The organism is Bifidobacterium platyrrhinorum (assembly GCF_010667645.1).
Lineage (GTDB): Bacteria > Actinomycetota > Actinomycetes > Actinomycetales > Bifidobacteriaceae > Bifidobacterium > Bifidobacterium platyrrhinorum.
The window spans coordinates 139,295-153,559 of record NZ_WHZV01000002.1; the positions used below are offsets into that span (position 1 = coordinate 139,295).

The following is a 14,265-nucleotide window of genomic DNA, read 5'->3' on the forward strand; positions in this document are numbered from 1 at the left end:
CCGGCCTATGGCGTGGAAACCGGAACGAATGGACTCGGGGAATCCGCCGAACTACGTTTGCTCCGGTTCCATGATGGGTAGCCGGAAGAAACGTGCGATGCCGGGCATGTCGGAGTGCGTTTCTTCCGGTTGGAGGTGTGGGACGAAAAGGTTGGACGTTTTGACGACCGAAGGCAATGGAGACTGGTGCGGTCGAGTCCGTTTGCTCCGGTCCCATGATGGGTAGCCGGAAGAAACGTGCGATGCCGGGCATGGCGGAGTACGTTCGCCCCGGTTTGGCAGCGGGTGACCGGAGAAAACGTATGCGAGGAGATTGCTTCATTCCGTTTTCTCCGGCTTGAGGGTTCGAAACCGGAGAAAACGTATGAGACTCGGTGTTTCCAAGTACGTTGTTCCCGGTTGCCAAGCCGGGAGCCGGAGAAAACGTATGCGGAGGAATCCTCCGAGTGTGTTTTCTCCGGTGTGTGGTTCCCAAGCCGGAACAAACGTACGGGGTAGGGTTCACTCGCCGGCGAGGCGGTTGGAGATGAGGCGGTTGAGGCTCACGTGCTGTTCGGCGGCCTCGATGCTCAGGGCGCGGTGCAGCTCCGGTGGGATGCGCACGAGGATGCGACCGGAGAAGCTGCGTTCCGACAGGGGTTCGGGAGCCTCCTTTCCGGCGGCGTGCAGCCGGGCGACCGCTTTCTCGACGGCGTCCCTCACGCCGACGAACGCGTCCAGCTGGGAGGCGCTGTCGTAGGTGACGTCCGGCATTTCGGCGCAGGAAGCGACGAAGCGTTTCTTCGCCGCCTCCCAGCGCACGCGGTAGGCGTAATGGCCGATGTCGACGGGCTTGGCTCCGGCGGCGGTCTCGGAAGCAATTTCGGAAGTGGTCTTGGAGGAATCGCTCATAGCGGTAATGATATCGACGATATGGTCCCACGGCCGTGCGGATGGGGTGTCGAAATCAAACCGACATGTGCGCGGTGACTGGCGGGGCCACGACCCCGCCCATCGGTCACAGGCGTTCGAGTCCGACCAGCAGGCAGTGCTCGGGGGCGAGCTGCGGCAGGCGGATGCCCCATTGGGCGAGCGTAGCGCCGTCGACGGCGATGCCCTCGTCGCTCCACCAGTCGAGTGCGGTGCGGCAGTTCGGGCTCAGCTCGCCCTCGTACAGCGCGACGCCGCCGACCGGGCGCACGCGGTACACGGCCGACTCGTCCAATCCGGGGAAGCGCGTGAGGCCGTACGGGTATTCGCGCGACGAGGCCACGGCGGCGAAGCGGAACACGGCGCGCGAACGGTCCGGGGCGATGAGCCCGTCGACGCGCACGGCGGGGTCCGTGGAGTCGACGTGCACGAGATCGCCCTGCGGGATCGCGGTGCGGCGTTCCTTGTACAGGTCGATCCAGCGCTTGAGCCGTGCGAGGCCGTCGTCGTCGAGCTTCATGATGTTCCATTCGATGCCGAGATGGCCGAAGAACGCGGTCGCCGCGCGCGTGGTGAGCGTGGTGGTGCGGCGGGTGGCGTGGTTGGGGGATTCGGAGATGTGTTCGCCGATCATCTCCGGCGGCACGATGAGCGAGGTGCCGCGCTGGATGTCCGCGCGCTCCACCGGGTCGGTGCAGTCGGACGCCCACACGCGCGAGCAGCGGGTGAGCACGCCGGCGTCGATGCGGCCGCCGCCCGACGAGCAGGATTCGATCTCCAGTCCGGGGTGCTTCGCGCGCAGCCGGTCGACGATCGCGTAGAACGCCTCGGTCTGCCCGTGCACGGCCGGGCGGCCGGAGGCGGGGGAGAGCGGTTCGGTGAGGAAGCGGTTGTGGTCCCACTTGATGTAGTCGATGCGGTATTCGCCCACCAACGCGTCGATGCACCCCTCCACGTAACGCGCGGCGGCCGGGTTCGTCAGGTCGATGACCTGCTGGCTGCGCGCCTCGACCGGCAGGCGGGAGGCGTTCGGCGCGAGCATCCAGTCGGGGTGTTCGCGCGCCACGTCGGAATCGGGGCTGATCATCTCCGGCTCGAACCACAGGCCGAACTCCATGCCGAGCCCGTGCACGTGGTCGGCCACGCGGGTCAGGCCGTCAGGCCACACGTCCTTGTCCACCTGCCAGTCGCCCAGGCCCTTGGTGTCGTCGCGGCGGCCGGTGAACCAGCCGTCGTCGATGACGAAGCGTTCGATGCCCACTGCGGCGGCGGCGTCCGCCAGGGCGATTACCTTCTCTTCGCTCTGGCCGAAATACATGGCCTCCCATGTGTTGAGCGTGACCGGGCGCGGGCGGCCCGGGTCGGCGAGCTCCGGATGGAAACTGCGCAGGTAGGCGTGGAAGCGGGCGGAGACCTCGTTGAGGCCGTCGCCCACGGCGACGAGCAGACGCGGTGCATGGTAGGTCCCGCCGGGCGCGAGCTCGATCTCGCCGGCGTAGGGCAGTTCGCCGCCGCCGATCACGCCGTGCGTGTACGGCGTGCGTTCGGCGAAGACGGTGCTGTTGCCGCTGAACGCCACGTGCGCGGAGAGGACGAGCCCGTGCTCGAAGCCGAATCCGGGCATGCCTGCGCTCAGCAGGGTCGCCGAGTCGAAGTCGGGGCGGCCCATGCGCGAGTTCTTCTCGAACAGTCCGTCGGTGAGCGGCTGGCGCTGCAACGCGCGTTCACGCAGGTGATGGCCGGTGCACGTCTCGATCTCGCCGACCTGCGGCGGCAGCGGCACGACCGGGGTGAACCGTGAGACGACGAGCGGCGTGGCGGCGGTGTTGGTCAGGGCCGTGTCGATGCGGATGAGTCCCTCCGCGCCGATGGCGACGGTTGCGGCGATCGCGACGCCGGCGGTGTCGTCCGCCGCGTCGAAGGACAGCGAACCGGCGGTGTGGGAGGATCCGGTGACGGTCAGACGCGGGAAGACCTCCACGCCGCCGCGGCTCACCTGCAGGGCGGGCGTGCCGGTCCATCCTTCCGCCTGCGTGGGCAGGATGGTGGGCGATTCGCTGACGGACAGGCCCGCGTCGAGTGTCTGCGGGAACTGCGGGTCCACATCCGGGAGGACGGCGGCGGGCGTGGCGGACGGGGAGGTGGACGCCGCCGCGGCGGGGGCCGCGTCCGGCGCCGCGGACCGGGTGACGGAGACGATGTGGGGCAGGCGGCCCTCGTCGAACCCCACGGTGAGCCGGACTGGGCGCCCGGCGCCCGGCGCGGGGGTCGGCTGGGTGATGGTCACGGCGTTCATGTGCATGGCATACCTCGATGTATTCGTATGGTCTCGATGTGTATTCGGTGTGCGACCGTGCGGCCCCGCGCATGCGCTCGAGGGGTGTCACCGCCACAGGGAATCGATACCAAAGAGAATACATCGTGGAATCGGTACCACAAAATCGCAATGGGGAATGACCACGTTGTCATCGAGGTTGAAATGCTGTGTAAACCCTTATTTTTCAATACATCTATCGTTCTACGCAGCAAGAAACGCGCAAGCGTTTTCGCAAAACGACACGCCGCATATGGTTGACGTGGAATCGATACCACCTACAATGGAGCCATCGGAAATTCCGGGGTTGCGGCGCCGCAGTGACGGGCGTCGGGCCCCGCCAACCGCCGATGGATTCGTCCCGCTGGAGGGCGGGTCGAGGAACCACATAAGGAAAGGCTCAATGATGAGGAATTGGAAGAAAGCGACCGCCGTCATTGCCAGCGTCGCCGCCATGGGCATGATGTTCGCCGGCTGCGGCAACCCCGCGGCCGCCGGAAGCGACGACAGCACCGACACCTCCTCCGCCGACTACTGGCCGGCCGAGGACACCAAGCTCGACGGCGTCAAGCTCACGTTCTGGGCCGCCCAGAACTCCAACAAGATCCCGGTGAAGGTCATCAAGGACTTCGAGTCCAAGACCGGCGCCAAGATCGACCTGCAGACCATTCCGGACAACTACGAGTCCAACGTGCAGACCAAGATCACCACCGGCGATTCCCCGGACCTCATGTTCTGGCAGGCCGTGCCGTCCACCCTGGCCGGCTTCGTCGCCCAGGACAAGCTGCAGAAGCTCGACAACGCCCCGTGGCTGAAGAACTACGCGGACGGCATCGCCGACGCCGGCGGCAAGTACCAGGACACCTACTACGGCGCCCTCGTCTCCGCCCCGGACACCGAAGGCGTGTGGTACAACAAGCAGGTCTTCGAGAAGGCCGGCATCACCGAGACCCCGAAGAACTGGGACGAATTCATCGCCGCCGCCAACAAGATCAAGAGCTCCGGCGCCGCCGACTCCGCGCTCTTCGAAATGGCCGGCTCCCAGTGGGGCACCCAGTGGGCCGTGCAGGTCCAGCTCGCCGAGGCCGCCAAGGCCGGCCTGTGGGACAAGGTCAACTCCAACAAGGACAGCTTCGAGGGCAAGGACATCCTCGGCGCCATCAAGGAGTACAAGCAGATGCTTGACGACGGTCTGTACAACAAGGACGCCGGCTCCGCCAAGGACACCGACCAGGCCCAGGCCCTGCTCGACGGCAAGACCGGCATGATCATCCAGACCAACTCGATGTTCAACGCCATCTCCGCCCTCGCCGACGGCGACAAGGCCAAGCTGGACGACACCATCGGCTTCTTCCCGATCTCCAAGGAAGGCAACATCGCCACCTCCATCCCGCAGCAGGGCAACTCGGTCGTCGCCTTCAAGACCGGCGACTCCAAGCGCGAGGCCGCGACCCGCCAGTTCATCGAGTTCTGGCTCGGCTCCGAGTACGAGACCTTCATCAAGGACCAGAACCTCGTGTCCATCATGAAGGACGTCAAGACCCCGGACACCGTGCCGCAGGCCCAGCTCGACGCCTTCGACGCCCTCTCCAACGCCGTCGGCTCCATGCAGTCCCAGGCCGTCGCCAACCCGGATCTCTACCTGAACCTCGCCAACATGGTCAACGGCACCCAGACCCCGGAGCAGGTCGCGAAAACCACCCAGGACCAGTTCGCCCAGATCGCCAAGGCGCAGGGCGTCAAGGGATTCTGATCCAGGCACCCGACCATCCCATCCACCATCCGCCGGCCGCCCCGAACGAGCGTCCGGTCGGATGAACGGCCGGCCGCACGCCCCGCACGTGCCGCCGACCCCGATCGATACGCGCCCGGGGCGGCAGGTCCGCCCCGCCGCTCCGGGCTTACGAATCGGTGAGCCACACACAATAAGGAAACGAATCACATGACGTCACATGTCTCGCAGCCCGGCAGGCCCGTCAGGGGCACCCGGACTCTGGAGCGCAAGAACTACCCGTTGCGCTACGTCGTTCCCGCGGGCGTAATGCTGCTGGTGTTCTTCTTCCTGCCCACGGTAATGAACTTCGTCTACGCGTTCACCGACTGGTCCGCGTTCAAGAAAACCATCGACTTCAACGGCCTGGAGAACCTGCAACAGCTCTTCGAGAGCGGCACCCTGATGGCCGACATCAAGGTCACCCTCATCTACGCGATTCTCGTGGCCTTCTTCCAGAACGTCTTCGGCCTGGCGCTCGCCGTGCTCCTCGAGAAGGACACGCCGCTCAACCGCTTCGCCCGCACCATGTTCTTCATCCCGGTGATCATGTCCGCCCTCGGCGCCGGCTACATCTGGCAGGCCGTCCTCAAGACCGACGGCGTCGTCAACCAGATCCTGAGCTTCTTCGCCGGCCACACCGTCGACATCCAGTGGCTCGGTTCGACGACCTGGACCATCGTGGTCGTCACCATCATCCACGGATGGAAGTGGATGGGCTTCGCGATGCTCACCTACCTCGCCGGCCTCAAGACCATCGACTCCGAAGTGCTCGAAGCGGCCTCCATCGACGGCGCCAACGCCTGGCAGACCTTCTGGCAGGTCAAGTTCCCGCTGGTCGCCCCGGCCGTGACCTTCAACGTCGCCACCGCGCTGCTCGGCTCCATGAACTCCTTCGACATCGTCCAGGCCACCACCAACGGCGGCCCCGGCGGCTCCACCGAGATCCTGAACCTGTTCATCTGGCGTACGTTCGGCAAGGGCCTGTACTCCCAGTCGACCACCATGAGCCTCGTGCTCTTCGTGATGGTGATGGTCATCGCCATCCCGCTCGTCATCTACCTGCGTAAGCGTGAGGAGAAGATCCTATGAGTAGCGCATCCTACAGCGAATCCGGCGTCAAGACCAACAGCCTCACCGTCGTGCGCAAGAAGTCGAAGGCCGGCGACATCATCCACGCCGCCATCGTCATCCTGCTCATGCTCGTCTTCCTCGCCGTGCCGTTCTGGATCCTCATCGTCACCGCCGGCAAGACCCAGGCCGAGGCCGTGGTCCCGAGCATGGCGCTGCCGACCAAGTGGCACCTCATCGAGAACATCCAGACCGTCATCGTGCAGGGCAAGGTGTTCCCCGCGCTCATCGGCTCCCTGCTCGTCACCGTGCCCAGCGTGTGCATCTGCCTGCTCTTCGGCTCGATGGCCGCATGGATCTTCGGCCGCCGCTCCTCCAAGGGCGTGGCCATGCTCTACGCGCTGTTCATCTCCGGCGTCATCCTGCCGCCGTCCGTCGTGACCATCATGATGCTGCTCAAGATGATCGGCCTGTCCGGCACCGCCATCGGCATGAACTGCGTGTACATCGGCATCTACCTGTCCGTGGTGATCTTCTTCATCACCGGCTTCATCCGCACCATCCCGCCGTCCCTCGAGGAGGCGGCCCGCATCGACGGCGCCAGCCCGATGAGGATCTTCTTCACGATCATCTTCCCGCTGCTCGCCCCCACGCTCGCCTCCTCCACGATCCTGGTGGTGCTCTACATCTGGAACGACATCTTCTACTCGCTGTTCATCCTCTCCGGCAAGATGAGCACCCTGCCGCTCAACCTCTACAACGTGGCGAGCGCGGGCCTGTACCTCAACAACTGGCACCTCATCTTCGCCTACATCATCCTGATGACCCTCCCGCTGCTGATCGTCTTCATCATCGGCCAGCGCAAGATCATCTCGGGCATCACGGGCGGCGCCGTGAAGTGAACAGTCCAGTGGACTGTTCATAGGCGCCGCCGAGCGGCGGCAGCCGCGAGGCAACAATGGGCCACCGCAGGCGAGTCCATAATCGCCGGACGGCGCTGTGAAGTGAACGGCCGTGAAGAAACGGCCGTGAAACAACCAGCCGTGAAACAACCAGCCGTAAACAAACAGTCCGCTCGCAGGCGGAACGAACTAGGAAAGGAGGCCCAAGCCTCTCCGCCAATCCCTTTCTCCTTCTTTTCTTTCTCCTTCTCCTAGGGAACGCCCCGGATCCCCGTGCAGGCCGCGCCTCGCCAGGGGCGCCGGGGCGTTCCCGCTACACGCAACATCGACCTCCATGCCGCCCGGGCAAGCCCTTTCCTTATACTGAGGCGGTATGGAAGATAGACAGGTACATATGCCAAGGCCCAAGGAAAAGCGCGCGCCGGTGATCAAGGACGTCGCCGCGCTCGCCAACGTATCGGTGTCGACGGTGTCCCGATACCTGAACGATTCGCCCCGCATCAGCGACGAAAGCCGGGAGCGCATCGCGCACGCCATCAAACTGTTGGACTACCATCCGAGCCGCGTGGCCCGCGGCCTGGTCAATTCGGCGATGAAGTCCATCGTGGTGCTCACCAGCAACACCACGCTGTACGGTTCCGCCATGACGATCCAGGGCATCGAGGACGAGGCCCGCGCCAACAACTACCCGGTGAGCATCTCCAAGCTCGCCGACGATTCGACCGACGGTCTGCGCGCCTCGATCACGATGGTCACGGACCAGAACCCGAGCGGCGTGATCGTGATGAAGTACGACGCGCTCGCCGCGCAGGCGTTGCAGCTGCTGCCGGACACGGTCACCAAGGTGGTCATCGCCGGCGACCGCGAGCCCGACCTCGATCAGGTCGACCTGCGCGAGAACCAGTCGGGCCGTGAGATCACGCGCTACCTGCTGGGGCTCGGCCACCGCAACGTGTTCCACGTGACCATCCCTGGCGGTGGCGGCGGCTACAGCCGCACGGCCGGCTGGGAGGCGCAGCTGCGCGCCGAGGACAAGCCGATCCCGGACATGATGCACTGCTCGTGGGCGCCCTCCGACGCGCGCGAGCTCGGCCACCGCGTGGCCCACATCGACGGGCTCACCGCCGTGTTCGCCGGCAACGACGAGGTGGCGATGGGCCTGATCCGCGGCATCGAGGACGAGGGGCGGCGCGTGCCCGAGGACATCAGCGTCATCGGGTTCGACGACCATCCGCTCGCCTGCGTGTGGGACCCGCCGTTGACCACCTACCGGCAGGACTTCCCGGCGGCCGGCCGCCGCGCGGTGCAGCTGCTGCTCTCCCGACTCAAGGCGCGCGAGGAGGGCGAGGAGCTTCCGCCGCGCTTCGTCGAGCTGCAGGGCGCGCTGGTCGAACGCTCCTCCGCCGCCCCGCCCCGCGACTGAGCCCCGCGACTGAAAAGGCGCCTGTAACCGTCCGCGGCCTTCCCGCCCCGTCCGGTTGTCCCGGGGCGGGGCGGTGCGACTGTCTTCGGGACATCTCCGGGACATTTCCTGAGTACGAAAACTCCGGCTGGATCACGTCTGGCCGGAGTTTTCGTATATCCACGCCCATGTCCATGTACGAAAGTTCCGGTTACCGGCGGCGGAACCGGAACTTTCGTATCCGGAGAAGGCCGTGGATATACGAAAACTCCGGTCATCCCCGCGGTAACCGGGGTTTTCGTGCATCTGCACCATGCCCGCGTACGAAAGTTCCGGTCACTCCCGGGATAACCGGAACTTTCGTAGGGGAGTGGGGCGCCTGTGTACGAAGACTCCGGTTACTTGGGGTGGAACCGGGTTTTCGTATTGGGGAACCGGGCGCCTGTGTGGTCCCCATGGTGCATTCCTGCGACGAATCCAATGATGAATGCCGTACGAATTCCTCGTAGGGATTCCGTGGCGAATTCCGCATGGGGACGCCTGTGAAAACCGCCGCGAGAGGATGCGCGAAAAGACGTACGAAAGGATGTGCGAAAACCGCTGCGAAAGGATGTGCGAAAGGGGTGTCGCACCAGTGTTTTGGCCGCGCCACGCCGTCGCCGTGCGAAAAATTTCGCAACCATACGTCCCGCCGATGGGGCGCAAGCATCGCCCATACACTGCTTGATGAAGCCGTTCGGAAGAGCATGGAATCGATTGCGCAGAGGCACGCTCCTCCGGCCAAGCAGTGCGGCAGGCAGTACAGCAGGAACCTTGACGGGCGCGGATCGGACCGTGCCGGCCAGGAGCGGAAAGGACGAGGCATGAGCCAGAAAGTCACGGTGACGTCGCCATTCTGGAAGCGATACCGCGAGAACGTCGCCAAGGAGGTGATCCCCTACCAGTGGGCGGTCATCAACGACGAGCAGAAGATCGACATCCCGCGCGACCCCTCGGGCGCCCAGCAGGACATCGACTACCACTACAGCCGCGCCGTGCGCAACCTGCGCATCGCCGCCGGCGAGGAGGAGGGTGAGTTCAAGGGCTTCGTCTTCCAGGACTCCGACGTCTACAAGTGGCTTGAGGAGGCCGCCTACTCCCTCGCCTACGAGCCGGACGAGCAGCTCAAGGAGCTGTGCGACAAGCTCGTCGACCTCATCGCCCGCGCCCAGCGCGAGGACGGCTACCTCGACACCCCGTACATCATCAAGTCCGGCGCCTTCGCCGACCGCGAGCGTTTCACCCAGATCCAGCAGTCCCACGAGATGTACGTGATGGGCCACTACATCGAGGCCGCCGTCGCGTACTACGAGGTCACCGGCAACCAGCAGGCCCTCGAGGTCGCCGAGAAGATGGCCGCCTGCCTCGACGCCAACTTCGGCGAGGAGGACGGCAAGATCCCCGGCGCCGACGGCCACCCGGAGATCGAGCTCGCGCTCGCCCGCCTGTACGAGGTCACCAAGGAGGAGAAGTACCTCAAGCTCGCGCAGTTCTTCATCGACGTGCGCGGCAAGGACCCGAGCTTCTACGACAAGCAGAACGAGAAGATCGGCGACGGCTCCACCGACATCTTCCCGCAGATGCGCGGCTGGACGCACGAGTACACGCAGACCGCACGCCCGATCCGCCAGCAGCAGACCGCCGAGGGCCACGCCGTGCGCGTCGGCTACATGCTCACCGGCGTCGCCCACGTGGCGCGCCTGACCGGCGACAAGGAGCTGGAGGAGACCGCCAAGCGCCTGTGGAGGAACATCGTCACCCGCCGCATGTACATCACCGGCGGCGTCGGCTCCACGCACGTGGGCGAGGCGTTCACCTACGACTACGACCTGCCGAACGACACCATGTACGGCGAGACCTGCGCCTCCGTGGCCATGAGCTTCCTCGCCAGGCAGATGCTCGAGATCGAGGCCAAGGGCGAATACGCCGACGTGCTCGAGAAGGAGCTGTTCAACGGTTCCATCGCCGGCATCGCGCTCGACGGCAAGCACTTCTACTACGTGAACGCGCTCGAGGCCGACCCGACCGCCACCGAGCACAACCCGGACCGCTACCACGTGCTCATGCACCGCGCCGAATGGTTCGGCTGCGCCTGCTGCCCGGCCAACATCGCCCGCCTCATCGCCTCCGTGGACCGCTACCTGTACACGGTGCACGAGGACCGCCGTGAGATCGTCGCCCACCAGTTCATCGCGAACGACGCCGAGTTCTTCGACGGCGTGAAGGTCTCCCAGAAGTCCAACTTCCCGTGGGACGGCCACATCGAGTTCACCGTGGACGTGCCGGAAGGCGTCGACCCGGTGAAGTTCCTGGTGCGCATCCCGTCCTGGTCCGCGTACAAGCACGAGCTGACCGTCAACGGCGAGGACGCCCGCCGCCTGCCCGTCGAGGACGGCTTCGTGACCATCGAGGTGACCCCGGGCACCACGACGATCACGCTCGACCTCGACATGGCCGTGAAGTTCATGCGCTCCAAGACCGTCGTGCGCCACGACATCGGCAAGATCGCCGTCATGCGCGGCCCGATCGTGTTCTGCGCGGAGGAGGCCGACAACTCGGCCCCGCTGTGGAACTACCACATCGGCAGCCACGACGCCTCCAAGGCGAAGGCCGAGTACCACTTCGGCGAGCTGGACGGCGTGGAGGTCATCACGATCCCCGCGACCAAGCGCACGCACGACGACGTGTCCTTCCCGCTCTACGCGGACGTCGAGGAGCACCCGGTCGGCGAGAAGTCCTACGACCTCAAGCTCATCCCGTACTACGCGTGGGCGAACCGCCAGGTCGGCCAGATGCAGGTCTGGTTCGATTCGGACTTCTGATCCCCGGCCGTCCACCCGCCACCCGACATCCGTCATCCCCGATTATTTCCACCGACGCAGGCCGCCCCACGAGGAGGTACGCCAACATCCATCCCGTCCGTCGGGGCGGCCCGCGCCACCACACCACAACTGTTGTACCAATCGCAACAACTCAACGAAGAAGGAAAACCAATGAGCGCTGCAACTCAGGACGCTTCCGCCGTGAAGCTGTCGGTCAAGGAGAAGGTCGCCTACTCCTTCACCGATATGGCAGGCAACCTGCTGTACGTGACGATTTCGTCGTACATCATGTACTTCTACACCAACGTGTTCCACATCCCGGCCGCCGGCGCGCTCGGCGCGGGCACGATCCTCCTGGTCGCCCGCTTCGCCGACGCCATCTCCGCCGTCGTGTGGGGCTCCATCGTCGACCACACCAACACCAAGTGGGGCCAGTCCCGCCCGTGGTTCCTGTGGCTGTGCATCCCGTTCGCCGTCACCGTGTGGATCGCCTTCACCGCCCCGTCCGTGCCGGACGGCGCCCCGAAGTTCTGGTACGCGCTGATCACCTACATCCTGGCCGCCGGCGCCGTGTACACCGGCATCCAGACGCCGATCACCGCCATCCTGCCGAACCTCACCTCCGACCCGGAGGAGCGCATGAACGCCAACAGCTTCCGCATGTGCGGCGGCTCCATCGGCTCCTTCATCACCTCCTCCTTCACCATCCCGCTGGTCGGCTTCTTCGGCACCCTCGTGGGCGGCGGCGACAAGACCGGCTTCATGATCGTCACCGCGATCTGGGGCCTCATCGCCATCGCGCTGCTCCTCTTCTCCTTCAAGAACCTCAACGAGCGCAACTACCACCCGGAACTCAACAAGCCGATCCCGATGAAGGACTCCCTCAAGGCCGCCAAGGGCAACTGGCCGTGGATCATCCTCGTCGTCGCCTTCGTGATCTACTGGGTCGCCCAGTCCACCCGTAACGGCGTGTCCACCTACTACGCGCAGTACATCCTCGACAACCGCAACCTGACCTCCCTGTTCAACGGCGTCCAGGTGCTCGGCATCCTCGCGACCATCGCCATGCCGATCATCGCGAACAAGACCAAGAACAAGACCCTGACCATGATCATCGGCCTCGTCACCGGCATGGTCGGCCAGACCCTGATGCCGCTCGCCGGCGACTCCGTGGTCCTCGCGGTCGTCTTCTGGACCATCGGCGTCTTCGGCGCCGCCATCGCCTGCGGCATGCCGTTCGGCATGCTGGCCGACACCGTCGACTACGGCGAGTGGAAGACCGGCATCCACGCGGCCGGCTTCCTCACCGCCGTCGGCTCCGCCTTCTGCATCCAGGTCGGCTCTGGCTTCGGCGCCTTCCTCCCGCTCGAGATCATGGGCGCCGCCGGCTTCGACGCCAACCTCAAGACCCAGCCGCAGTCCGCGCTCGACGCGATCAGCTTCTGCTTCATCTGGCTGCCGGTGATCGTCTACATCATCGTCGCCGTGATCATGCTCTTCTACCGCAAGTTCGAGAAGATGGAGCCGCAGATCAAGGCCGAGCTGGCCGAGCGCCACGAGGCCCAGCTGAAGGCCGAGCAGGCCAACGCCTGATCCGCCTGATCCGCCCGATTGGACCAGCACCCGGACCAGCACCCGGGCCGGCTCCGGCCGGCCCGCCAAGACTTCCGGCGCCGCCCGTCCGCCGGATCCCACAAGGGATGGACGGACGGCGCCGGGACGGGTCATCCATTGACCTTTCTCCTTCCATCAACGCCGTGCCCCGGCGGAATCCCCACCGATTCCGCCGGGGCACGGCCGTATCGGGCCGACGTTCGCGTCGCGCGATCGCGGCGGCGCATGCGCGCGGCGCCGGGTTAGCATGAACATATACGCACAGTCATGAACGGTCATGAAGGGATGACGATTCCATGAGCTTCGCATCGAACGGGGCGTCCCGGCGCGGCGCCCGCCTCGAGGACGTGGCCGCGGCGGCGGGCGTGTCGCTGTCCACCGCGTCGAAGGCGCTCCACCACCGCCCGCGCATCAGCGAGGCCACGCGCAGGCGCGTGCTCGACGCGGCGCGGAGGCTCGAATACTCGCCCAACAAGTCGGCGCAGTCGCTGGCCCGCGGGCGCACCGACCTCATCGGCGTGGTGACCTACAACATGCGCGCCCACTGCACCGGTCCCGTGCTGGCCGGCATCGAACAGGAGCTGAGCTCGCGCAGCATCGGCATGCTGCTGGGCAACGCAGGCGGCGACGCCTCGATGGAGCCGAACCAGGTCGAACGCCTGCTGGCCATGAATGTCGACGGTCTCATCGTCGTGCACGACGAGACCAACCCACACCCGGCGCTCGGCGACGACTGGGGCGTGCCCATCGTCTACGCGTACGGCCCCTCCACCAATCCGCTCGACTGCTCGGTGACCTGCGACAACCTGGAGGCCGGGCGCATGGCCGTCAACCACCTCATCGCCTGCGGGCGCCACCGCATCGCCGTCATCGCCGGCGACAAGGCGTTCATCGCGGCCGTCGACCGGCTCAAGGGCACGACGGAGGCGCTCACCGAGATCGGCCTGGAGCCGGTGCTGCCGGTGCGCTACGGCACGTGGAACGAATCGTGGGGGCGCGAGGAGACGCTGCGCCTGCTCGACAGCGGCGAACCGTTCGACGCGGTCGTCTGCCAGAACGACCCGATCGCGCGCGGCTGCCTCGACACGTTGCGCGAGCACGGCGTGAACGTGCCGGACGAGGTGGCGGTGATCGGCCACGACAACCGCGAGGGCTACACGCTCGGTTCGCGCCCCACGCTCACCAGCATCGCCAACGGCGGCGTGGAGATCGGGCGGCAGTCCGCGCGCTATCTGCTCGACGCGATCGACGGACGCGTGCGCCACGGCGTCGACTACGTGCCGTGCCATCTTGTGCAGCACGAGTCGACGCGTCCGCTGGACTGACGCGACGTCCGCCGGACGCCTGCGGACGCGACGTCCGCCGGACGCCGGACCGGCATCGGGATGTTGCGGCCGCGGGCCGTGTCGCATACCCTGACG

9 protein-coding genes are annotated in these 14,265 nt (G+C 65.8%); 7 read left to right on the forward strand and 2 right to left on the reverse strand.

Annotated features, from left to right (window positions below; genetic code table 11):
* Positions 1 to 501: 501 nt before the first annotated feature.
* Together GFD21_RS03920 and GFD21_RS03925 are read right to left on the reverse strand one after the other, a co-directional pair.
* Positions 502 to 891, reverse strand: coding sequence for a type II toxin-antitoxin system HicB family antitoxin (locus tag GFD21_RS03920; RefSeq protein WP_163196638.1), 390 nt, complete (start codon positions 889 to 891; stop codon positions 502 to 504).
* 106 nt (positions 892 to 997) lie between these two features.
* On the reverse strand, positions 998 to 3,205 hold the full coding sequence (locus tag GFD21_RS03925) for an alpha-galactosidase (protein WP_163196639.1): 2,208 nt from the start codon (positions 3,203 to 3,205) through the stop codon (positions 998 to 1,000).
* A gap of 421 nt (positions 3,206 to 3,626) precedes the next feature.
* Between GFD21_RS03925 and GFD21_RS03930 the strand changes: the two genes are divergently transcribed.
* From GFD21_RS03930 to GFD21_RS03960, 7 genes are all read left to right on the forward strand, one after another.
* Positions 3,627 to 4,976: an ABC transporter substrate-binding protein gene (locus tag GFD21_RS03930; RefSeq protein ID WP_225431642.1), complete on the forward strand. Its 1,350-nt coding sequence runs from the start codon at positions 3,627 to 3,629 to the stop codon at positions 4,974 to 4,976.
* 189 nt (positions 4,977 to 5,165) lie between these two features.
* The gene (locus GFD21_RS03935) at positions 5,166 to 6,086 is read left to right on the forward strand and encodes a carbohydrate ABC transporter permease (protein ID WP_163196640.1); all 921 of its coding nucleotides are present in this window, start codon (positions 5,166 to 5,168) and stop codon (positions 6,084 to 6,086) included.
* Positions 6,083 to 6,967: a carbohydrate ABC transporter permease gene (locus tag GFD21_RS03940; RefSeq protein ID WP_163196641.1), complete on the forward strand. Its 885-nt coding sequence runs from the start codon at positions 6,083 to 6,085 to the stop codon at positions 6,965 to 6,967. Before GFD21_RS03935 ends, GFD21_RS03940 begins: the two co-directional genes overlap by 4 nt.
* A 394-nt stretch (positions 6,968 to 7,361) precedes the next feature.
* Positions 7,362 to 8,390: a LacI family DNA-binding transcriptional regulator gene (locus GFD21_RS03945; RefSeq protein WP_163196642.1), complete on the forward strand. Its 1,029-nt coding sequence runs from the start codon at positions 7,362 to 7,364 to the stop codon at positions 8,388 to 8,390.
* 842 nt (positions 8,391 to 9,232) lie between these two features.
* Positions 9,233 to 11,230 carry a glycoside hydrolase family 127 protein gene (locus tag GFD21_RS03950; protein WP_163196643.1) on the forward strand — a complete coding sequence of 666 codons (1,998 nt, stop codon included), beginning with the start codon at positions 9,233 to 9,235 and terminating at the stop codon, positions 11,228 to 11,230.
* A 171-nt stretch (positions 11,231 to 11,401) separates the two neighbouring features.
* Complete coding sequence (locus tag GFD21_RS03955; RefSeq protein WP_163196644.1) at positions 11,402 to 12,823, forward strand: MFS transporter; 1,422 nt, start codon at positions 11,402 to 11,404, stop codon at positions 12,821 to 12,823.
* Between the two features lie 317 nt (positions 12,824 to 13,140).
* A complete protein-coding gene (locus tag GFD21_RS03960) occupies positions 13,141 to 14,169 on the forward strand; it encodes a LacI family DNA-binding transcriptional regulator (RefSeq protein ID WP_163196645.1) in 1,029 nt (342 codons plus the stop codon).
* The last annotated feature ends 96 nt before the right edge of the window (positions 14,170 to 14,265 follow it).